Below are 22160 nucleotides of genomic sequence, written 5' to 3'. Positions count from 1 at the left end.
ACTCTTTAATCATATTCCTGTTTGTCTTGCAAAAAAACAGGCTGGCTGTAAATTCAAAGAATTCCGTGCTCATTCTTTTCTTTACACTGTTTGGAATCTATTATCTCGCTTGCGGCTATTTTCTGTCCCCCGCTGCCGGGTATTCCTATTTCAATTGGAAATTATTAATGTATTTTTTACAGGTTTATCTACCGTCAATACTCATTCTTCTTTTTGGAAGAGTAAAAACCGGTGAAACAAAATTTATAAAACATTTTATTCTATCCGTCACATTAATATTAGGATTATGGCTTTTAATAATTTTTATCCCGAATTATAAAGCCGTAGTGGGCGGTACTTTTTTTGAACGTTATTCTCTAGGAGAAATTAATACAATTTGGTTAGCGCGGTTTATGAGTATTGGGTTTCTGATTTCGAATTCCAAAGACATATATCCCGGGAAAGGGATAGTAGGGCTATTTATTATTTTATTTATTTTTATCACAATGATTTTACCGGGGTCTAAAGTAGTTTTATTTTTTACCATCCCAATAGCAATAATCTATAGATTCCAGCAAACGGGGGACAGCAGAGAAGCAAAAGTGCACATAGTTAAAACAATGTTTTTAATTATACTGATCGTTTGCGCGGGGATCGCTGTTTTCGCGATTTTCAATCAAAAAGCCATTATCGGAAGGTTCAGCCTCGAGAGCGCGTCGATTGGATTTCGTTTAGCCGGTTATAAACTTACAATAAAAAAGATGGCCGCTTCCGGGAAATACCTTTTCGGAAACGGCCCGGCATCTATAAGTCAAATTGTTTCCTTTGGATATAACACCCGCTGGTATCCGCATAATATACTATTGGAGCTTCTCTATGAAGTCGGCTTACTGGGGATGATAATTTATTTTATACCCATTTTCTACGCGGTCGGGTCAACCATCAAACAACAAAAAACATGGATATTTTTTGCTGTTGTTTTATTCTTTTTATTTGCCCAAACAAGCGGAGATTTAGTGGCAAATAATTTCTTCCCAATATATTTATCCTTATATTTCGTCTCGCGCATAAAAAAAGAAGACCCCCACGATTATAAACTTGTATATTAATATAATTTGCTTTACATAATTCAATATTAATGGAGTTGATTTTGAAAATAAAATATCTTTTTTTAAAAATTCTAAGAGTAATCCCAGACGATCTTTTTAATAAAGTGCTCTTTTTGTTTAAGGTTAGATATTACCCTAACTTTAAAAACCCCGTCAGCCTGAATGAAAAAATTAATTTTATAAAGTTGCATTCAAAAAATAAATTAAGAAAATTTGTGACCGATAGACTGAAAGTTAGAGAATATGTTAAACAAAAGAGTGACCAATGTAGCTTGATAGATATACTGTGGTCAGGGTTCTCCATATCCCGCGATATTTATGACCAAATGCCTAATGAGTTTGTTATTAAAGCAAATCATGGTTCTGGAATGGTTTTGTTGGTTGATAAAAATAAACATACTTTTAATGAGATTTTTACAATAACAGAAAAATGGAAAGAGACCGATTATGCTTTGCTAACCAGACAGTGGGTATATAACAAATTGGAAAAGAAGTTGATCATTGAAGAATTTTTATATTTTGATTCAGGAGTACCCCCAGATTATAAATTTTTTTGTATTAATGGAAAGGTTGAGTTAGTGCAAGTAGATTTAAATAGATTTCAAGAACATAAAAGGAATTTATATGATAAAAATTTCGTCCGTATTGATGCCGCACTTATGTATGACCAAGGTCATAACATACCTAAGCCAAAACTATTTGATGATGCCGTTAGTATTGCCGAGAAATTATCTCAAGATTTTGATTTTATTCGTGTTGATTTGTACATATTACCAAACGCGGTATATTTTGGTGAACTTACAAATACTCCGGGCAATGGCTTTGAGCCTTTTTATCCTAAAGAATTCGATTTTGAAATAGGCAAAAAAATGAAATTTATTAAAGAATTTAGTGAATCAGTTTAAAAAATAACGGGTGAGTACCGTCAGCCTTGAAGAATTTAAGATTTGAGACATTAATTCAGCAAAGCATCTACTCCCGGGGGAAAAGCATATGGCTAAAGTATTATTGATAGGACCATTACCTCCGCCAGTTGGAGGAGATACTGTTTCATTTAATAGATTGGTTCATAGTAAATATTGGGAGAAAAATGACTATGAAAAAACGATAATAAATACTTCACAAAAAACAGAAATTAAACTAACCAATAGAATCCTGGGGTTAAAAGATTTTATAAAAGTCATAAACATAATGTTTTCTATGCTTAAAAAAATTAATAACGTTGATCTGGTAATATTATGGGGGAATTCTAGGTTTATTTATACTGCAGGATTATTAATAATCTTGATAGCTAAACTATTTAAAAAACCCATTACTATTAAAATGTTTGGAGGAACATTTAATGATAAATTTGAAAAATTACCGAGAATATATAAGAATATAGCAATTAGAATTATTAAATTTGTTGATATTATTACTCCTGAAACTAAATTTTTATGTTATTATTTTATAAATAAATTGAAATTCCCCAAAAATAAAATTCATCATTTGCCAAATTTTATAGCAAGCGTGAAGAAAGAGCCTTTTACTATAAATAAGATAAATAAATCTAATATAAAATGCGTTTTTATTGCTCAGTTAAAAGCTGAAAAAGGTCTCTTTGATGTTATAGATATGTTAAAATCTGCCGGTAATGTTAATTGTGATTTTTACGGGCCTATTTTATCAAGAGATCAAAATAAATTTTTGAGGGAAATTGCCAATATAGATAATGCCAAGTATAAGGGAATTGCACGCCATGATGAAGTTTGTAAAATTATCAGTCAATATGACATCTTGCTCCTACCAACATTTCATCCAGGTGAAGGGTATCCTGCAGTAATATTAGAAGCATTTAGCACTGGCACTCCTGTTCTTGCCACAAAGTGGAAGGCGATACCGGAGATAGTACAAGACCTGAATAATGGATTTTTAGTTAAGCCTAATTCTTCAAATCAAATTCTAGATAAATTGTTATCAATTTTAGATAAAGAATTATATGAGAAACTTTGCTTTAATGCTCAAAAAACATTTCAAAATAATTATACTGAAGAAAAGATCCTCGGTGAAAATTACTTTAAAGTAATAAAAACATTGATAGAAAATTAATGATTAATAAGGAAATGCGAGAAGGCAAAGATACTTGGAAAAACTCATGTCATCAACGAGGAAGGTTATGAAGGAATGGAACTGGCCAAATATCTGTACTTTAAGACTGCGCCGTTTTCCATATAGAACTTTCTGGGAATTTAGATTTAATCCCTTTTCAATTTTTTGTAAATATTTTAGCTTTTCAGTTTCGTTATTCACTGCTAATATAACGTAAGGAAAGTTTAGATGAAAGGCATGTAAATTGAATAAAAATGAAATTCGCGTAGCTATGGGGCAGATCAATCCCACGGTGGGTGATTTTCCCGGCAATCTTGAGAAAATAAGGGAAATGACAGAAAAAGCCCGGGGTTCCGGCGCTCAAATAATCGTTTTTCCGGAACTGTGCGTTTGCGGGTTCCCCCCTGAAGACCTCCTCTTCAAACAGCATTTCATCAGGGAATGCAAAAAGTATTTGAGTAAGGCCGCCGCTTACTCTGAAGAAATAGCGCTTATTGTCGGCGCGCCTGAACTTTCAGGTTCACGCGGAGATAAAAAACTGTATAATTGCGCCTATATCCTGCTGAATGGGAAAATAGCCGCCCGATACAGGAAGATAAACCTTCCGAATTACGGCGTCTTCGATGAAAAGAGATATTTTTCCCCGGGGAATAAAGCAGTTGTGGCCAGCGCGGGAAGACTGAATATCGGGCTGACTATCTGCGAGGATATCTGGGTAGAAGGCGGACCCGCATTTATCGAATCAAAGGAACTTTCCGCTAATATTATAATAAACATTTCCGCCTCGCCGTATACAGAGAACAAATGCCGGGAAAGGGAAAAACTCTTGCGCAGAAGAGCAAAGAACGCCGGCGCCCTTCTTTGCTTCGTGAACACAGTCGGCGGTCAGGATGAGCTCGTATTTGACGGAACGAGCTTGATCGCGGACCCGGACGGCAGAACAGTAGCCCGCGCCAGACCTTTTGAAGAAGATCTTGTCATAGCCGACGTGGAAATAAGTCCAAAGAAGAAAAAGAAGAACAAAAAAACATCTGTTCTGTCTAACGACAAAAAAATCTACCTCGAATCGATTAATCTTCCGAAAATCCCGCGTTCCAAATCCCGAAAGAAGATCAAAGCTCATGTGGCTAAACGTCTTGACCATAACGAGGAACTCTATAAAGCCCTCGTTACCGGAACACGCGACTATATAATCAAAAACGGATTTCAAAAAGCTGTTCTGGGACTGAGCGGCGGTATAGATTCAACCCTCACGGCGGTTATAGCTGTCGACGCCGTTGGGAAAGAGAACGTCGTCTGCGTAACTATGCCTTCCGCTTTTACATCTGAAGAAACGCTTCGCGATTCCCATCTTCTGGCGGAAAATCTCCAGATCAAGATTTTCGAATATCCTATCAATTCAATCTACGAATCCTATATTGAGCATCTCCCGAAATTGCTGGGTAACAAAAAAATTACTGAAACAGAAGAAAATATCCAGGCCAGAATAAGGGGCAACATACTTATGGCATTCTCAAACAAGTACGGCTGGCTGGTACTGGCCACCGGAAATAAAAGCGAACTTGCCGTCGGCTACTGCACACTATACGGTGATATGGTTGGCGGGTTTGCCGTATTGAAGGATGTCCCGAAAACAAAAGTATATTCATTGAGCAGATATAAAAACGGTATTTCCGGAGGACACCTGATCCCTCAATCAATAATTCACCGGAAACCTTCCGCCGAGCTTCATCCCGGCCAGCTTGATCAGGACTCGCTGCCTCCCTACGCCGTACTTGATCGAATTGTCGAACTCTATCTCGAAGAGGACCTGGGGCTTGAGGAGATTATAGCGAAGGGGCTGGATCCAAAAACAGCCAGGGAAATGATTGTAAAAATAGATAAGAACGAATACAAAAGGCGCCAGGGGGCGCCCGGGATAAAGATCACGACGAGGGCTTTCGGGAAGGACAGCAGATTCCCGATAACAAACAAATATAAAAAGAAATCCTGACAACTTATAAGTTCGAATCTCTTATGCCGATTATAATATCTTCTTATAAAAGCGGCGCCGATATCTCTAGCGGCGCCGCTTAATATCAAAAGATCGGCCTCGGCATTACTCGATCTCTATTTCATTCACTTCTCCAAATGTGCTTAAGGGCTTATCGAACTTTTCCTTATCTCCTACTACAAGAACCGTAAAATCCTCCGGCCTGAGATACTTCCCGGCGGCCCTGATTACGTCGTCAATCGTAAGAGAAGCGTATTTTTCCATATCCTTTTCGGGTGTGTCAAGCGGTCTTCCCTGAAATCTCAGATCGATTAGCCTTCTTACTATAGCTTCCTTTGACTCATAATCGAAAACATGGCTGTTAAGAAATGAGTCTACAGCTTTGTCGAACTCTTTCTGTGTCGGCCCCTCATTTTTCATGCGCTCTATCTGATCGTAAATCAGATTGATCGTCCTGCTGTACTCGCCCGCTTTAGTTTGAGAATAAGCGGTGAAAGTACCCTTCGCGAAGCTTCCCGGACTGAAAGATGACCCCGCTGAATACGCGAGGCCTCTTTTAACCCTCACTTCTTCCGTGATCCATGAGGCGAACGATCCTCCCCCGAGGATATAGTTCATAATGTCTATCGCGCATCTGTCCGGATTATCATTCTTAATGCCCAGATGTCCTATCATAATATAAGCCTGATTCATGTCCCCCTTATAAACGTAGTTATAGTTCTCTTTTTCATCTATCTGAACCTGGGGAAAATCCTCAATCTCGACATCTTTTCTTTCCCATCCGGAAAAATTCTCCTCGAGAAGATCTGTTATTTCAGATTCTGTCACATCTCCGCTTATTCCTATTATAGTGTTGCCGGGATGGAAGTATTTCTCGTGGAATTTTACAAGATCCTCCCTGGCAATCCTGTTGCACGCTTCCTCCGTGCGGCTCCATCCGTATGGGTGTCCTTTATATACAAGTTTTCGGTACTCTCTTCTGGCAATATTCATCGGCTTGTCATTTTTACGCCTTAACTCTTCAAGCATGGTTTTCCGCTTCATCTCAATTTTTTCCTCGGGGAAAACCGGATTCATTATAAGGTCGGCGTATATACCAAGCACACGCGGCAGATCCTTTTTAAGACAGTTAAGAGATATCCTGGTGCTCAGCCCCCCGCCGTTAAAGTTTATGTGGGCTGCGAGAAATTCCAATTCGTCATTAAGCTTATCGGACGGCCACTTTTCCGTTCCGCCGTTTCTCATAACCCAGTTTGCCATCTCGTTTCGTCCAAGCTTGTTTTTGTCAGGATAATAAGTCTTTACCAGCATCGTAATGTTTACAACCGGCACCTCATGATCTTCTATGAAAAACCCTTCTATGCCATTATCAAGCTTGACCAGTGTGTATTCAGGCGTCTCGACTTTAAGCTTCGGATACTCCAGATTACTCGGATGTGTCCTCTCCACGCTCACCCCGGCCCTGTGCTTTCCGCACGAAACAGCCGTCAAACCGGCAAGGAGTAATACAAATAGTCTGCTCTTCATTGTCATTCTCCTTCCTCTTTAATATAACCCGCGGCTTTTGCTCTCTCGAACAATTCCTTCCCGAATTCCATCATTTCTTTCCTGGATCTCATGCTCTGGAACTTCTTTCCTATTTCCATCTGTTCCTGCGGAGGAAGAGATTTTATATATCTCATGACATCCTTCTGATATTTCTTCATCGGGCTCATCTCTTCATCTCCGGACTTATCCTCATCCTCTTTAACCTGAACCCTGCGCGCGACAACCCGATTCTTCTTTTTCAGGAATTCTCTTGCCGCGTCTCTTATTTCCTCGGCCTCCACTTTTTTGAGCTTTTCAATCATCTCGAACATTTCGGCGTAATCTCCATAGTAGATCTCGCCTGTAAGAAGCTGAAATCCTATCCCGAGATTAGATCCCATCGAACGAACCATAGAAGCGTTGGTCTTGTTCTTCACGCGCTGCAGCTCTCTTTCGGTAACAAGTTCTTCTTTTAGCTTGTCCAGCTCGGTGTATATCGCCTCTTCAACCTCCTTGAGTGTGTGAGGGTGTCTCGGCGCCGCGCTGATAACGAGCATATTATCATAACGCTCCGAGGGACCGATATATACGCTTGGAGCGTCCGCTGTCAATTCCTGCTCTTCATAGATAGATTTGTACAGACGCGACGTCTTTCCGGCGCCGAGAATATCAGCCATTACCGAAAAGGCCAGTCCCCGGGGATCTGGATAATTCGGCTTGTGATAACCTATCATAAGCTTCGGGTTTGCGCTGTGTTCTATTTCTATTCTGACTTCGCCCTGCTGCTCCGGCTCCCTTGTTTCGATTGGAGGAACGGGAGGTTGTGCGGGAATCGGCTCAAAATATTTCACTGCCATCTTCTTTACCTTTTCGACATCAACATCACCGACAATTACAGCTGTCGCGTTATTGGGTGAGTAGTACTTTTTATGGTACCCGGCAAGCTCCTTCCGGTCGATAGTCCGAAGATCACTCATCCATCCTACCACAGGCCATTTATACGGACAGGCCTTGAATGCTGCCGCGTAGAAACTCTCTCTCATAACATCGTCCGGATCGTTTTCTCCCAACCTCCTCTCCTCCATAACTACATCGCGTTCCGTCCAGAACTCTCTGAATACAGGCTGATCCATACGGTCGGATTCCGCTGTCATCCAGAGCTCGAGCCTGTTCGCCGGCAGGTAGGCGAAATACACGGTAAAATCGTAAGAAGTGCCGGCATTTAGAAAGCGTACTCCGTTGTTCTGATAAGTTTCCCATAATTCATTATTTACAATATATTTTTCCCTCTGCTCTTCAAGGAGCCTGTAGAGTTCGGCCCACGCCGTTTTATACTCCAGGTACATCTTCAGATAATCAGTTCCGCCATCCTCAAGCAGATAATCCCTTTCTGCAATGCTGTCGGGTAATGTTTTCATGGCTTTGATCTTCTTTACCACGAGACTGTTCTGGCTGGACTTATCCGTTCCGGCTTCACCGGTTTCTTCCACAGAAAAACCGGAAACTACATCCTTGCTGAAATCTTCGAATATTTTAAACCGCCACTCGCCAATTTCTTTTCTGAGTTTAATGCTTCTTTCGCCGAGCGAGTCTGTTTTTTCGATATAGGGAATCTCTGCCTCATAATTCTCCGTTCCCATCATCTTTGTGCCTTTAAACATCATATGTTCAAGAAGATGAGAAATCCCCGTAACATTAGGCCACTCATTTGCCGAACCTACATCCATAACTATGGCGCCGAACATCACGGGCGCCTCGTCACGATTGACAATCAGAAATTTCATTCCGTTTTCAAGCTCAAACTCTTTTACCTTTTCCTCCAGCTTGGCCCCACTGGCGGGAGACTGCATAAAAACAGCTACCGCGAGAAAGACGGCAATGAAGAAAACTTTTCTTCGATCTCTATTCACGTTTCCCCCTTTCAGGTATCGCGACATCAGAAAAAAACAGAAAATACCCTTGCCTGTTTTCACGTTTGACAATTTATAAGCGGCATTCTATCAGCAATTCGGTCAAGTATACAACAAAAAACCCTTACATCATTTAACAGACTTGATTATTTTTAAAAAGCTGTTATAAATTAATGGCATACGGATGTTTTATAATATTCATGTAATCTGCATAGAATGCAAAAGTATTCTGGAAGGAATAATTATGAAGATTCTCCGGTCAACCGCAATAATAAACTCTTTCCTGCTCCCTTTTCTTTTGACGGCCCTGAATCCCGATGACGCCTTATCTCAACGGGGAAAATACTATGCCGGCTTAGACCGGCCATACTGGCAGCAGGAGGTTGATTGCGAGATCCGCGTAACCCTGGATACCGAAGACCATACACTCGCGGGCAGCGAAAAAATCGTATACACAAACAATTCTCCCGATACTCTAAGCCGGTTTTTCTTCCACCTCTATCCGAACGCCTACAGGGATAAAGTCACTCAACTCGTCAGAGACCATATGCCTGGAACTAAATATTTTCTAGCGGGCCTGCCGGAATCAAACCGGGGATGGATAGATATAACAAAACTTTCCTCGGGGGGCGAGGAAATCAAGTTCCATGTCGAGGGCACAATACTCTCCGCAGAGTTTCCCTCTCCCCTTCCTCCGGGCGGCAAAGAAACTCTGGAAATAGAATTTAAGGAAAAAATCAGGAAAAGAATCGGACGCTCAGGTTTTAGCGGCAATCACTATGATATAGCTCAATGGTATCCGAAAATTGCAGTCTACGACAAGAACGGCTGGCATCCGGATCAATTCAGAAAGGGAGAATTCTACGGTGAATTCTGCGATTTTGATGTCTATATTACTCTTCCTGATGAATACGTTGTCGCCTCTACGGGCGTTCCCGTCTCCGGTGATCCGGGCTGGGGCAAATCCGGTTTGAAAGAAAGCCTTAAAGATGATTCTTCCCCGGGGAAAAAAACGGTTCATTTCAGAGCACGGAAAGTCCATGATTTCGCCTGGTGCGCGGATCCCGAATTTGTGGTTCAGGACACTACATGGCATAATATTCAAATCATGAGTTTCTACAGAAAGTCAAGCTCGGCGTGGAAAGACTCTGTTCTCGCCCGCGGACTCAGAACGATGAAGTGGCTCGAAGAATTCGCCGGACCCTACGGATACCCTCAGATAAGCATAGTCGATTGCCCAACCGGCGGCGGTATGGAATATCCAATGCTTGTCATGAACGGCAGCCCCGATGAAGATTTGATACTTCATGAGGTTGGCCACAACTATTTCTACGGCATGCTCGCGAATGACGAGCGCGCCGAAGCATGGATGGATGAAGGGTTCACTCAATACCAGACTCTGCGCTACTCCTATGATAATTACGGTCCTTTCGGCAGGGCCGGAAAAGACAGCGGACTGCTTTCCCCTTCCGGTATCAATTTATGGGAAAGAATTTCAAAACCCGTTATTACCGCTCACCGCACAGGTTACGCTGAACGTGTCGCCACTCCCTATCACGAATTCAAAAATAACGCGAGGACAATGGTCTATCTCAAAGGTTCTCTCTTTCTAAGATACATTCGATATATAGTGGGAGATCAAAAATTCGATGAAATCATACACACTTATTTTGAAAGATGGAAATTCAAGCACGTCGACGAAGAGGCCTTTCTCTCCGTGTGTGAAGAAGTCTCCGGGATGGACCTGGAGGAACTGTTCAGACAATGGCTCCATACTACAAAGGAGTGCGATTATAAACTCAAACGTTTTGACGTAGAAAAATCCGGGGAAGACTACGAAGCAACTGTTGATATCGAACGAAAGGGGGAAATGATCACCCCCCTTTCTCTGGTTTTCAGATTCGCGAACGGAAATACCCTTTCAAAACGCGTTGACGGAATGCTCAGGGTTATAGAAAAGAGCTACACTTTTAAAAATCCCCCTGTATCGGCGGCTGTCAATCCGGCAAATGAAATACTCGATATATACCAGATCGATAACTTTCAGCCGCGCAGAAGAGATCTCGCGTTCGACAACCCCGCGGGCATCCGTTATCCACAGGACGCTTACCAGCTGCGCTGGCTTCCGATAGGTTTCTACAACGACATCGACGGCGCGAAATTCGGCCTCAGATTAAAGGGCGGCTATGACAACAGGTACCGCAAATTTACCCTTCAGTCACTGTACAGCGCGGAGAGTGAAAAATACGATTTCTACACTGATTTCGAACATCCCATAGGTTACCTGGGGCGGGACGCATCATTAAAATTAACAGGATATTACAGAGAAGGCAGGCAGGGCGCCTCATTGAGGTTAAACAAAATTCTAAGAAAAAGCTACTATGACCCCGGGGCGAAGCATCTCTCATTCAAATTCGCCTACAATGAACTTACAGATACGTCCTATGTCTATCGGGGCACATACGAAAAAGGTGTTAATATTAAAAGCGGACTCAGTGTCTCCATTTACCCGAAAACAGACCTGTTTGATACCGGCTTTAAGTTCTCCTTCGACCGTTCTTTCTGGGGCAGTGATTATAACTACGAAAAATCTTCACTCGAGCTCAGAGTCAGCCCGTCGAAGAGATTTCCCGTTCCCTTCAAGCCGAGGATGAGATTCTACGCCGGCCACAGTTCTATCAATCCTCCACTTCAGGAGAAATACCGCCTCAGCGGCGCCGGGCCTCTCGTCAGGGAAAACTATTTCTGGCTCAGAAGCAAGGGGGCTTTCTGGAAAGACAGTTATAATAATTTCCGTGTTCCCGGAAGCGCTAATCTCCGGGGCTATTTCGACTGCGCGTTGAGCTTCAAACGCGTTTACGCGTCAAACTTTGAAGTTCAGCTGCCTTTTCCTCTGCCTGAGAAGATGAAATTTAAACGGGACCTCTATCTCTTCTACGATTGGGGCGGGGTATATGACAAGGATCCGTTCTCGGGGCTCTCCGGAGAGGAAATAGACCAGCTGGGAGTAAGCTCCGGTATATTCAAGGACGGGATCAGCGATTTCGGCATAGGTATCAGCCTGTTTGGTGTCACAGCCGAATTCCCTCTCTACCTCAGCAATCCCGCTATTGTGGGCGGAGAGGACAAATGGGATTTCAGATGGACTGTGGGGATAAATAAACTATTTTAGAACCCTGTCCGCTGGCCGGTCCCTTTCCCCGGTTTTAAAATTCTAAAACACTCGTCCGGCGCCCTATAGTTTCAACTGCTTCACGGTATCTATAATTGTTCCGTCGCGATATTCTATAAGAGGCACAATTCTGTCTTCATACTCCGGTTTCTTCGGCGTACCGGCAATATCGACCGCCATTTGCCTTAATTCTTCAATCGGTTTTAACGGAAGATCGCTTCCTTTTAGATTTTCTATGAGGTCCTTCCTCTTCGGATTAACTGCGATTCCCCGTTCTGTAACGATTACATCAATTAGTTCTCCGGGTGACGTTACAGTTGTAACACTGTCGACTATAGAGGAGACCCGCCCCCTCAAAAGAGGCACGGTAATAATCGTACAGCCGCTGTCACAGACATCGGTGAAGCCGCCTGTTCCGTGAAGCAGCCATCCGTCGGAATGGGTGTTCACATTAACGTTAAAATCCAGGTCGACTTCAGTCGCGCCGAGAACAGCTGCTTTCGCCCGCGTGGCCAGATTACCCTTTGTGTGATAATTGTATGATGTAAAGGGATCCGATTCAATATGCCTGGGGTTTTTTATAACCGACTCGACAGCGGGTATATCGAAACACTGAAGGTCAAGAATATAATCTATAAGCCCCTCTTGAAGCATATCCACCATGAATTTTGTCGATCCGCCTCTCGCGAAATCAGCCTTAACGCCCTGCTTCCTCATAATTTCAGCCAAATATTTTAAAAATGCCAGGGAAATTCCCCCCGCTCCCGCCTGGAAAGAAAATTCCGGTTCATTCATAATCCCCGTATCTTCGATAACTCTCGCCGCGTATTGGGCAATCAGGAGCCGTGTAGGGCTTCGTGTTAATCTCGTGGTTCCGGACAGTATCTTTTCAGGGTCACCCAGATTTTCCACCTGGCAGACATGATCCACGTTGCCGCCCCTTATTGTCCATGGATAATTGGGGAAAGGAACAAGGTTGTCTGTTACAACAATAACATTATCCGCGTAAAGTGAATCGGCAAGCGAATACCCCAGAACACCGCACGCTGACGGCCCGCCCCGCCCGCTCGCGTTACCGTGGGGATCGGCGACCGGCGCCGCTATGAACGCCGCGTCTATATGTAAATCCCCATCCTGTATCGCCCTGTAACGACCCCCGTGAGAACGAAGCACACAAGTTTTGTTCATCTTTCCAAGAGAGCAAGCCTTTCCCACCGGGCCGTTCATCGACCCTTCAATATGTGAGACAACTCCGTTTTCTATATGTTTTACAATCGGTTCATGAACAGGGAAGAGCGCCGAAGGAGCCACAACCATATCTTTCAAGCCCCTTTCGGCGAGCTTGTCAACAACCATGTTGCCGAGGTGATCTCCGTTTCTCAGATGATGATGAAACGACACCGTCATACCGTTCTTCAGGTTACAGTCATCAATCGCCTCATCCAGAGAGGATCGGATTTTTGTCTTATAGTCGGCAATCGCTCTTATAGGCGGTCCTATTTTCCTTCCGCCGCCGTGATCTTCGTGCGCCCCTTTAAAGGGTTTGAGCTTCTTCCCGTCAATTTCATCCGGGACCATTCTTCCCGCGGCGTTTCGAATCATTTTCATGCCCCATCCCCCATATTTCTTAGCGGGCTGTGCCCGCTGTTGAATTTCACCCTGTTTTATCGATCAGACCGAGAGTCTCCGCGATACTTAGAACCTTCCTGGCTCTTTTTTCAATGGGAGCATCGATCATTTTCCTCCCTATAGTAGCAACTCCACTTCCCTTTTCCCGCGCCTCGTCAATAGCGGAAACGACTTTCCTGGCGTATTCAATCTCTTCAATCCCGGGGGCGAAAACATCATGTACGGGTTCAATCTGAGAAGGATGAATGACTCCCTTTCCCGCAAACCCCAGGTCTTTCGCCTCACGAGCACTTTCTATTAAACCTTCAGTGTCTTTAATATCAGAGAATACCGTGTCAATAGCCTGCACCCCCGCCGCTCTTGCTCCAATAACCAGCAGGCTTCGAGCCACAAAGCTTTCTTTGCCGCTTCGTGTCCGGCTCACACCCATATCGGCCGTAAAATCCTCGGCTCCAAAACAAAGGGCGACAACCCTGCCGCTTGCCTCAGCTATCTCACGCGCGCTTAAAACACCCGCGGCTGTCTCAATGAGCGGCATAAGAAATGTTTTATTTTTTAGACCCTCCCTTTGCTCGATTTCCCCTGTAATCTCCTCGACATCCCTTATGTCGCGCGCATTCTCCGATTTTGGTATAAGTATCGTGTCCGGCCCGGCAGGCAAAACCGTCTCAATATCGCATCTCCCGTACCGGCTCGAAAGCGGGTTTATTCTCACGATCTTTTCTGCTTCTCCGAAATCAACCGACAGCAGAGTGTTTCTTACCAGAATTCTCGCGGCATCTTTCTGAGCTGGAGCAACGGAGTCTTCAAGATCAAGTATCACACAATCGGCTCCGAAAATACCCCCGTTATACATCAGGGAAGGGTTGTTTCCGGGCATATAGAGGCGGGTTCTTCTGAGTCTTTCTTTCCCGGGTTTCCTCCGAGGCACTTTCCTTTCAGGCAAACATCCCGGCTCTTCAATATCATACAATCTTCTCGCGGCTGCTTCCACGCGTGCTTGAATAACATAATCAAAAGCCCCGTTGTCACTTACTTCAACGCGGCAGTGTTTAACTCCAAGGGTCTTCAAGGTCTCTCTGACGGTCGCTTCTATCTGGTCACCGTACATACTCATGACCTTACTCTCTATACTTACGCTAACGCTGCCGCTTTTTTTGGCTTCCATCTTAACGAGAAGGTCATTCTTCTTGCCCTCTCTTCCTGTAAGCGTCTTCATTATTCTATTCATATCTCACTTCCATCAAAGTAATTACACCTTCCTTAATACCCAAAGCCGGTCCTTTGCCGCTTCGGGTCCCGGTTTATTACTTAAAAAACCCCGCTGGAAAGCCAAGCAAGCGCCGGCCTCATAACAGAACGAATTTTAAACAATTACTTACTTTAAGTCAAAAGAGAAAATAAACCCTCGTGATTTTTACACAAATAAAAAGGGGCAGGTAATTCTACCTGCCCCTAAGGTCCCGAAGATTAGAATTTCAAATAACGACTGCTAATCTCCCTCTCATTAATAACCTGATCAAGCCTATTCTCCTACTACCTGGGGGGAGAATTATTTTTTGAATCGCGGGCTCATATCTCAGGTACTGTCATTAATTACATCAAGTTTTATGCCAAAATGAGTAAACCGGATTTATTTTTAATATATACTTATCAACAAATTGTGGATAACTTCTTATTTGCAATTATATAAACCATTTACGCGATATTTATAATGCGTTTTATCCCCCCTGTTCATCCAATAATATGGGTTTTAAGCCATTTTTGTGCTAATTCAATTTATTAAATATTTTTACGCTTACTGATATAGTGTAAATATATTTACCTTGTATGTGAAATGTCTTTGCAGTGCCTTCGGATTATATCTCATGTTTCAGAGCCGACACTACACCCTTGCTATCTCTATTGCCAGCTTACTTTAAGATCGCGGAAAGAGAGCCCCTTTCGGTCTAATTCCAGTCATTTATAATGTTCATATTCTTTAAAAGATCAGGGAGGGATTTTCAACCCTATTGTGGAGTTTCCCCAATTTTTATAACCTATAAGGTAGTCGATGAATTGTAACAGTATGCGGCTGATTGATATTTTCAAAATCGTTGTCGATTTCCCCGGCGAGGAAATCGCAACTCCCACCTCGGGCTCGCTCTTTCTGCCCCTTCGGGCCAGAAATCCTTGCCCGCTCGCCCTCCGGAGGGTTTTGAAAATATCAATCAGCCGCACTCATCAGCAATGAAAACCCTATTCCACTTACCAATCCTGATAACTGATTGTATCTCGCAATGTTATTACAATACTTGCCGAATTTTCAGAGGGAACTCCAAACCCTATTCTCTGGACATCTTTCGCTTAATATCGTATAATGCCCGGTATGGAAAAACGGAAACTCGGCAATACGGATATTATGGCATGCCCCGTAGGTTTCGGGGGCATTCCCATACAACGGCTTTCATTCGGCGAAGCTGAAAGGGTCCTCGCCCGCGCGGTTGAAAGAGGAATGAACTTCTTTGATACCGCCCGCGGCTACACAGACAGCGAGAGAAAAATGGGTCAAGCCCTTAAACCCCACAGGGATAAAATCTATCTTGTAAGTAAGGCCATGTCCCGCGACTTCAGGGGCATGACCCTTGAGCTTGAAACCAGTCTTCGAAATCTTCAGACAGACACTATCGACCTTTACCAGCTGCACTCTGTGGGCAGTGAAAAAATCCTGGAAAGGATCACGGGTGAACGCGGAGCCCTTGAAGCTCTCGTCAAGGCACGCGAAGCCGGCAAAATCCGCTGGATCGGCATAACCGGACATTCCCGTCCGGTTCTATTAAAAGCGGTCAAAACCGGCCTCTTCGATACGGTGCAATTTCCCTTCAACCCGATCGAGACCGAATGGGAAGAAGAAGTCATACCAGCGGCAAAAGAAAAGGGCGTGGGAATAATAGGCATGAAACCGGTCGCCGGCGGCGCCATAAAAAACGTCTCCGCTTCCATAAGGTTTACACTTTCGAAGGGGGTGGATGTTTCCATACCGGGGATGGATTCAATAGACCAAGTCGACGAAAACGCTCTTGCCGGTGAAACTCCCGGCAAAATAACAGACGCCGAATTCGACAAGCTTGAAGAAGAGAAAAAACTCTGGGAAGGCGAGTTCTGCCGTCGCTGCGGCTACTGCATGCCCTGCCCGGAAGGCCTTAACATACCATTTCTGCTTCTCATAGAAGCTTACTACAGCCGTTACGATTTAAAAGATTGGGCGCTTTCCAGATTAAAAAAGCTGGAAAAGAATTATGACGATTGTATTGCATGCGGCCAATGCCTTGAAAAATGCCCTTACGATCTTCCCATTCCCGAGCTCTTGAGCAGAGCTTCGGAAATAGTCCTCTAACTCAGAGGACCGCATAAACTCTCCCGTCATTTTCTCCATTCTGCCTTTGTTCTTTGCTGGCAATCGGTCCATACTTCATTTATATTGATAATTGCGGAGCCGCTTTAAGGCCGCCTCCGCAAGAGAATCGAAGGGAATAAACAATGGATATCACGGGCTTTATAAGAAGACTGCTGGGCCTCGAAGTAAAACCGGGAGAACCGGAAAAATTAAGTGACGCTTCATTCGATGAAGTAATAAAAGAAGATGGCAGCCTGTGTTTTGTACATTTCTACACGCTCTGTAGCGCTTCATGTCAGGTAATGGGGGGGTTGCTGAACGAAATCGGGCCGAACTACATAGGAAAGGCAAATTTCTACAAGATGGATATAAGAGATAATCCCTATACCCCTCAGAGATTTAATATTACTGGTGTTCCCGCAGTCGTTGTCTTCAAAGACGGAAAACCTGTCGAGACGCTTACAAGGCTGACGCCGCTCAATCAGCTGAAAGAATGGATTGAAAAGAATATACAGAATCTGAATTCTGTTGATTCTTAAACTTTCGGAGCTTGAATGAAAAAATACACCTCAGAAAGTACGGGGGCGTACCGTTTTCCCGTTGACAGAGCCGCTCTTATCGCTCTTAAAACCATCGCCGGTGAAATAAAGACAAGCTCGGTCAGTGAAGTAAGAGTCGTTCTCTTCTCTAAGAAAGATTTTGACATATATTCAGCCGCGCTGGAGAAAATCTCGGAATAATCAAGGGAGATGTTCGATGGCAAAACATTTACTTAAACAGATAATCTTTCTAACTGTATATCTTGCTTTCACCCCCGCCTGTTTTTCCCAGGATACAGGTGTTTATCTGCGGGCGGGCCCGGGAGCCGGAAAACCTCTTATGGAGACACTTTCCGAAGAGCTTGAGGAGCAGGGAAACGAGATGCCGGAATTAGGATATGTACTGCCCGTTTCAATAGGGAAGAAATTCCTGGATGAATCGATAGGGGCTGAATTGATGTTTTCATATTCCATAATTCCCGGCTTGAGATATAAAAACGACTATGAGGATTTCAAAGAATCATTCGGGCATTACAGCTTCTCATTTCTACTGAGAAAATATCTGCTTCCCGGCAAAAGACAATTCTCGCCTTCTGTAGGCGCGGGAATTGGTTACGGCAGATCAAACCTGGTCTCCGGGGGTGGAAGGCTTGAATCAGCAGAGCTTATTCTATCCGCTCTAATTGAGTCTGGTTTCAGGAAGAACAAGAAATTCTTTATTGAAGCCGTCTACACGCGCGCGTTAAACACCGGAACATTCGAAGCGGCTCATCTTGAAAATGTGAGCGGAGATATTATTCTAGACAGCCGGGGGAATCCTCTGGAAGAAAACTATTCTTTTTTCGAAATAAGGGCGGGTATCAGCTTCTATCTTAAAACCCCGAAAAGCTACTATTGATGCTTATAAGCCTGATATACTTGCCGTCAACGATCCTTCTTTACAACTACTAAAACAACAGCTTTCGAAGAAACCTCTGAAGATACTCGATGAAGATCGGGCTGGTCACCGTTTCCGGCCGTGACAACCGGTGTTCACATTTACCGATTTTTTCAATTACGCGCCGCGGAACTCCGAATCAGGTATGTTTTTTGCTAAAATTCCTCTTTGATTCTCATATTTTGCCGATACAAGATAAACCGGAGGGTATTATGTCTCTTTTATCAGCTGAAGACAAGCGGAACAGGAACGATAATTATACTGAAACGATTGGAACAACAGCCTATGCAGGAAATTACGCCAACGCGGGAAGGTACACTAATACAAAATCTCAGTTTGCAATGAATCTGGCAAAAGTAAACAAAGAATTGTGGATTATCCTCTCCCTGATATTTTTGGCCGGACTGATGAATTACGCGGTTACCTCCAACCGCATTGTTCTGAGTTTTTATTTCCTTCCGACACTTTTTGCCGCTTATGTATACGGAAGACGGCACTCCGTGCTGACAGCTTTTGCAAGCACCCTTGTTATATTCCTCCTCTCTTACTTAAAACCTGATTTATTCAGCCGGAATTTCTCATCTCAACTCCCGGGAGGACATTGGTACGACCTCTCCCTTTGGGCCGCCTTACTTATTGTCACCTCCTACGCCATGGGCACTCTGTATGAACGCCACGAACGGCGGCTGCGGGAACTTAACCAGGCGTATCATGGAATTATGCACATCCTGCGGCAATTTATCTCCAAAGACAAGTATACTGAAAATCACTGCTACCGCGTCTCGGTATATGCGGCTAAAATTGCTGCTCAGATGGGGCTGCCGCGTGAAAAGATAGAAGATGTCCGCGCGGCCTCCCTCCTTCACGACCTTGGAAAACTCGAGGTCAGTCGCTCAATATTATACAAGGCTTCCCGGCTGACACAGGAAGAGCAGCGGGAGGTTAAAAGTCACGCCGACAGGGGCGCCGCTATACTGAATACCGTTGAGGGGCCGCTTTCTAGAATCATCCCGATAATTCTAGCCCACCACGACAAATTCGACGGTTCGGGATATCACGAGACACATGGAAAAGATATACCCCTGGAGGCGCGTATCATAGCGGTTGCCGACGTATATGACGCCCTTACAAGCGACCGCCCTTACCGTAAGGCGATGTCTCCTTTTGATGCTAAAGAAAACATTGCCAGAGCCAAGGGGACTGAATTCGACCCTGATGTTGTCGAGGCTTTTCTGAGTATTTTCAGTATGGGGGAGATGGAGGTTCCCGAAGTTATGGTTTGACCGTACCTTCAATTCGCGGGCGCGGACCCCTCCGATTTATAATAAGGGAAAGATGCCCGTCAATCCTTCATACTTAAACAATGTTTGCATTTCTCCGTAAACCGGTGTATTTTAGACACTGAAAATCGCGTTTTTCCGATTTTATTTACAATTTCAATAATTTCAATCCTTCAGGAGGAATCCAATATGGAAATGCTTCTTGCCGGCAACGAAGCCCTCGCCCGTGGTTTCTACGAATATGGAGGGGAGTTTGCCTCGGCTTATCCGGGAACTCCCAGTACCGAGATCATGCAGGTAATGGGCAAATTCTTCAAGGACGATCTTTATTCAGAGTGGGCGCCCAACGAAAAGGTGGCGCTTGAAACCGCAGTTGGAGCGAGTTATGGGGGTGCAAGGTCAATAGCCGTAATGAAACATGTCGGCCTTAATGTGGCCGCGGACCCTCTGATGACTTTATCCTATACAGGTGTCGGCGCGGGGCTGATTATAGTCAGCGCGGATGATCCGGGCATGCATTCGTCTCAGAACGAACAGGATAACCGGTTTTATGGAAAATTCGCTTCTATCCCCGTGCTTGAACCCTCTGACAGCCAGGAAGCAAAAGATTTCGTCAAGGACGCTTTTGAAATTAGCGAAAAATTCGACACACCCGTTCTTCTAAGATTAACCACCAGAATATCTCATTCCAAAGGAGTAGTCCGGATAGGCAAAAGGAACACAGTGGACCACCCGGGGTTCGAACGCAACATTGAAAAATATGTGATGGTTCCCGCGTACGCCGCTAAACGCCATTCCATAATCATCGACAGACTCAGTAAATTGAAAGAATTCGCTGAAGAAAGCAGCCTTAACAAAATATTATGGAACGGTAAAAATGTGGGCGTTGTCACGGGCAGCATTGCTTATCAGCATACCAGAGACGCCCTTCCCGAAGCCAGTGTGCTTAAACTGGGTATGGGATACCCCCTTCCAATAAACAAGATAAAAAAATTCGCCTCTGAAGTGGACCGCCTCTTTGTAGTCGAAGAACTTGAACCATTCTATGAAGAGCAGATAAGGGCCGCTGGCATCGAGGTTGAGGGAAAAAAGTATTTCACAAATTTTCTCGAACTCAATGTAACCAAGGTAAGAAAGGGATTTGCCGACGCGGGTGTGCTCGAACCCGACTCATCTTCTGCTGACAAAAAAGAAGAGCCTCTGCTTCCCAGGCCCCCCGTACTTTGCCCCGGCTGTCCTCACAGAGGTTTGATGGTGGCGCTTCGTAAGCTGAAGGTGTTCACGACCGGCGATATCGGATGCTACACTCTCGGGGCACTTCCCCCGCTGAGCCAAATCGATACATGCCTGTGCATGGGAGCATCCATAGGCCACGCTATGGGCATTGAAAAAGCCGGCAAAACCAGCAAGAAGGCCGTCGCTCTCCTCGGAGACAGCACTTTTCTTCACAGTGGAATGACCTCTCTCGCGAGCGCCGTATACAACAATTCTTCAATTACTGTAATCATTGCCGACAACAGGATAACCGCGATGACCGGCGGGCAGGATAACCCGGCAACATCTAAAACTCTAATGGGCGGCGATACTAAAGCAATCAACCTATCTGATCTTTGCGGGTCCCTCGGCGTCGAGAATGTAAAGACCGTGGATCCATACGATATAGATGAAACTTACAATACTCTAAAAGAGGAAATAGACCGGGATGCTGTCTCAGTTGTCATCACCAACAGACCCTGCATGCTGTTTCCGCGAAAAATAAAAGACGAGCCCTTCAGGATTGACACTGACAAATGTATAGCCTGCGGAGTCTGCTTTAGTGTGGGATGCCCCGCTATATCCGGTTCCGGCGCGACAAACGACAAGGGTAAGCCCATTCCGGCAATTGATCCGGCGATGTGCACGGGCTGCGGGATTTGCGCGAAAGTCTGTCCCTCCGAAGCAATCGTTGAGGACAAATCATAACAGGGAAAAAGAAAGGAAACACAATGAAAAACGCAGCGACAAATATTCTAATAGTCGGCGTAGGAGGGCAGGGGGTCCTTCTCGCCAGTGAGATCCTGTCCGAAGTAGCTAAATCAAGCGGCCTAGACGCTAAAAAGAGTGAAGTTCACGGGATGTCTCAGCGAGGCGGCATAGTTACCAGCCATGTCCGTTTCGGCAAAGAGGTCTTTTCGCCGCTTATCCCTGAAGGTGAAGCCGACGCTGTTCTCGCGTTTGAACTCGCCGAGGGGCTTCGCTGGACAGGTCAATGTAAAAAAGACGGCGTAACAATCGTCAATAACCAGAAGATCATACCTACAATCGTAAGCACAGGTAACTTCTCATACCCGGACGCCCCTGGAGAAGCAATCAAAAAGAAGAACGAGGGCGCCAGAATTATAGACGCGTTTAAATTGGCAAAAAGCCTCGGCAACGTGAGACTTGTAAACACCATTATGCTCGGCGTCCTCTCGCAATCGCTCGATCTGAAAGAAGAAAAATGGATTGAAGTCATTCAACGAATGGCGCCGAAGGGAACCGGAGAAATCAACAAAAAGGCGTTCTTGGCGGGAAGAGAACTAAAAAACTGATTCAGAATTTTTCAAGCCCCCCCATGGGGGGCCAAATAAACACTGTTTTTT

The 22160-nt window shown here is 44.4% G+C and carries 16 protein-coding genes; 12 read left to right on the top strand and 4 right to left on the bottom strand.

Annotated elements, in window-relative coordinates; all coding sequences use genetic code 11:
• The first annotated feature begins 599 nt into the window (after nt 1–599).
• The 4 genes from U5O15_07590 (at nt 600) to U5O15_07575 (ending at nt 5169) form a co-directional block, all read left to right on the top strand.
• Entirely contained in the window at nt 600–1088 is a 489-nt protein-coding gene (locus U5O15_07590) for an O-antigen ligase family protein (protein ID MDZ7860513.1), read from the top strand.
• A 41-nt stretch (nt 1089–1129) separates the two neighbouring features.
• Entirely contained in the window at nt 1130–1993 is an 864-nt protein-coding gene (locus tag U5O15_07585) for an ATP-grasp fold amidoligase family protein (protein ID MDZ7860512.1), read from the top strand.
• Between the two features lie 88 nt (nt 1994–2081).
• Nucleotides 2082–3176 carry a glycosyltransferase family 4 protein gene (locus U5O15_07580; protein MDZ7860511.1) on the top strand — a complete coding sequence of 365 codons (1095 nt, stop codon included), beginning with the start codon at nt 2082–2084 and terminating at the stop codon, nt 3174–3176.
• A gap of 244 nt (nt 3177–3420) precedes the next feature.
• The gene (locus U5O15_07575; protein MDZ7860510.1) at nt 3421–5169 is read left to right on the top strand and encodes an NAD+ synthase; all 1749 of its coding nucleotides are present in this window, start codon (nt 3421–3423) and stop codon (nt 5167–5169) included.
• A 105-nt stretch (nt 5170–5274) separates the two neighbouring features.
• Here U5O15_07575 and U5O15_07570 read toward each other — a convergent pair whose 3' ends face one another.
• On the bottom strand, nt 5275–6696 hold the full coding sequence (locus tag U5O15_07570; protein ID MDZ7860509.1) for a pitrilysin family protein: 1422 nt from the start codon (nt 6694–6696) through the stop codon (nt 5275–5277).
• A gap of 2 nt (nt 6697–6698) precedes the next feature.
• Nucleotides 6699–8606 carry a pitrilysin family protein gene (locus U5O15_07565; GenBank protein MDZ7860508.1) on the bottom strand — a complete coding sequence of 636 codons (1908 nt, stop codon included), beginning with the start codon at nt 8604–8606 and terminating at the stop codon, nt 6699–6701.
• A 244-nt stretch (nt 8607–8850) separates the two neighbouring features.
• On the opposite strand from U5O15_07565, the gene U5O15_07560 reads away from it, so the two are divergent.
• A complete protein-coding gene (locus tag U5O15_07560) occupies nt 8851–11778 on the top strand; it encodes a M1 family aminopeptidase (protein ID MDZ7860507.1) in 2928 nt (975 codons plus the stop codon).
• 63 nt (nt 11779–11841) lie between these two features.
• Here the strand turns inward: U5O15_07560 and citF are convergent, their stop codons facing one another.
• On the bottom strand, nt 11842–13386 hold the full coding sequence (gene citF / locus U5O15_07555; GenBank protein ID MDZ7860506.1) for a citrate lyase subunit alpha: 1545 nt from the start codon (nt 13384–13386) through the stop codon (nt 11842–11844).
• A gap of 46 nt (nt 13387–13432) precedes the next feature.
• Nucleotides 13433–14638 carry a citrate lyase acyl carrier protein gene (citD, locus tag U5O15_07550; protein MDZ7860505.1) on the bottom strand — a complete coding sequence of 402 codons (1206 nt, stop codon included), beginning with the start codon at nt 14636–14638 and terminating at the stop codon, nt 13433–13435.
• Nucleotides 14639–15775: 1137 nt separating this feature from the next.
• Here citD and U5O15_07545 point away from each other — a divergent pair.
• The 7 genes from U5O15_07545 (at nt 15776) to U5O15_07515 (ending at nt 22109) form a co-directional block, all read left to right on the top strand.
• Nucleotides 15776–16783: an aldo/keto reductase gene (locus U5O15_07545; GenBank protein ID MDZ7860504.1), complete on the top strand. Its 1008-nt coding sequence runs from the start codon at nt 15776–15778 to the stop codon at nt 16781–16783.
• Nucleotides 16784–16926: 143 nt separating this feature from the next.
• Nucleotides 16927–17322, top strand: a complete 396-nt coding sequence (locus U5O15_07540) for a thioredoxin domain-containing protein (GenBank protein ID MDZ7860503.1) — start codon at nt 16927–16929, stop codon at nt 17320–17322.
• A gap of 15 nt (nt 17323–17337) precedes the next feature.
• Nucleotides 17338–17523 (top strand): hypothetical protein, encoded by a 186-nt coding sequence (locus tag U5O15_07535; protein ID MDZ7860502.1) that lies wholly within the window; start codon nt 17338–17340, stop codon nt 17521–17523.
• Nucleotides 17524–17539: 16 nt separating this feature from the next.
• The gene (locus U5O15_07530; GenBank protein MDZ7860501.1) at nt 17540–18220 is read left to right on the top strand and encodes a hypothetical protein; all 681 of its coding nucleotides are present in this window, start codon (nt 17540–17542) and stop codon (nt 18218–18220) included.
• Between the two features lie 251 nt (nt 18221–18471).
• Nucleotides 18472–19542, top strand: coding sequence for an HD domain-containing protein (locus tag U5O15_07525; GenBank protein ID MDZ7860500.1), 1071 nt, complete (start codon nt 18472–18474; stop codon nt 19540–19542).
• A gap of 186 nt (nt 19543–19728) precedes the next feature.
• The gene (gene iorA / locus U5O15_07520) at nt 19729–21501 is read left to right on the top strand and encodes an indolepyruvate ferredoxin oxidoreductase subunit alpha (protein MDZ7860499.1); all 1773 of its coding nucleotides are present in this window, start codon (nt 19729–19731) and stop codon (nt 21499–21501) included.
• A 23-nt stretch (nt 21502–21524) separates the two neighbouring features.
• Nucleotides 21525–22109 carry an indolepyruvate oxidoreductase subunit beta gene (locus tag U5O15_07515; protein ID MDZ7860498.1) on the top strand — a complete coding sequence of 195 codons (585 nt, stop codon included), beginning with the start codon at nt 21525–21527 and terminating at the stop codon, nt 22107–22109.
• Nucleotides 22110–22160: the final 51 nt, after the last annotated feature.

Source organism: Candidatus Krumholzibacteriota bacterium, assembly GCA_034520215.1.
In the GTDB taxonomy this organism is placed as follows: Bacteria; Krumholzibacteriota; Krumholzibacteriia; order Krumholzibacteriales; family WJIX01; genus JAGHBT01.
Note: the sequence above shows the minus strand (reverse complement) of the source record. Positions and strands in the feature narration are given on the sequence as shown.

Excerpts from the sequence above, each read along its gene's own strand:
- U5O15_07590 (MDZ7860513.1), top strand. The coding sequence starts at position 600 with ATGTTTTTAATTATACTGATCGTTTGCGCGGGGATCGCTGTTTTCGCG.
- U5O15_07545 (MDZ7860504.1), top strand. The coding sequence starts at position 15,776 with ATGGAAAAACGGAAACTCGGCAATACGGATATTATGGCATGCCCCGTA.
- U5O15_07525 (MDZ7860500.1), top strand. The coding sequence starts at position 18,472 with ATGTCTCTTTTATCAGCTGAAGACAAGCGGAACAGGAACGATAATTAT.
- citF (MDZ7860506.1), bottom strand. The coding sequence starts at position 13,386 with ATGAAAATGATTCGAAACGCCGCGGGAAGAATGGTCCCGGATGAAATT.
- U5O15_07570 (MDZ7860509.1), bottom strand. The coding sequence starts at position 6,696 with ATGAAGAGCAGACTATTTGTATTACTCCTTGCCGGTTTGACGGCTGTT.
- citD (MDZ7860505.1), bottom strand. The coding sequence starts at position 14,638 with ATGAATAGAATAATGAAGACGCTTACAGGAAGAGAGGGCAAGAAGAAT.
- U5O15_07535 (MDZ7860502.1), top strand. The coding sequence starts at position 17,338 with ATGAAAAAATACACCTCAGAAAGTACGGGGGCGTACCGTTTTCCCGTT.
- U5O15_07580 (MDZ7860511.1), top strand. The coding sequence starts at position 2,082 with ATGGCTAAAGTATTATTGATAGGACCATTACCTCCGCCAGTTGGAGGA.
- U5O15_07530 (MDZ7860501.1), top strand. The coding sequence starts at position 17,540 with ATGGCAAAACATTTACTTAAACAGATAATCTTTCTAACTGTATATCTT.
- U5O15_07560 (MDZ7860507.1), top strand. The coding sequence starts at position 8,851 with ATGAAGATTCTCCGGTCAACCGCAATAATAAACTCTTTCCTGCTCCCT.
- iorA (MDZ7860499.1), top strand. The coding sequence starts at position 19,729 with ATGGAAATGCTTCTTGCCGGCAACGAAGCCCTCGCCCGTGGTTTCTAC.
- U5O15_07515 (MDZ7860498.1), top strand. The coding sequence starts at position 21,525 with ATGAAAAACGCAGCGACAAATATTCTAATAGTCGGCGTAGGAGGGCAG.
- U5O15_07540 (MDZ7860503.1), top strand. The coding sequence starts at position 16,927 with ATGGATATCACGGGCTTTATAAGAAGACTGCTGGGCCTCGAAGTAAAA.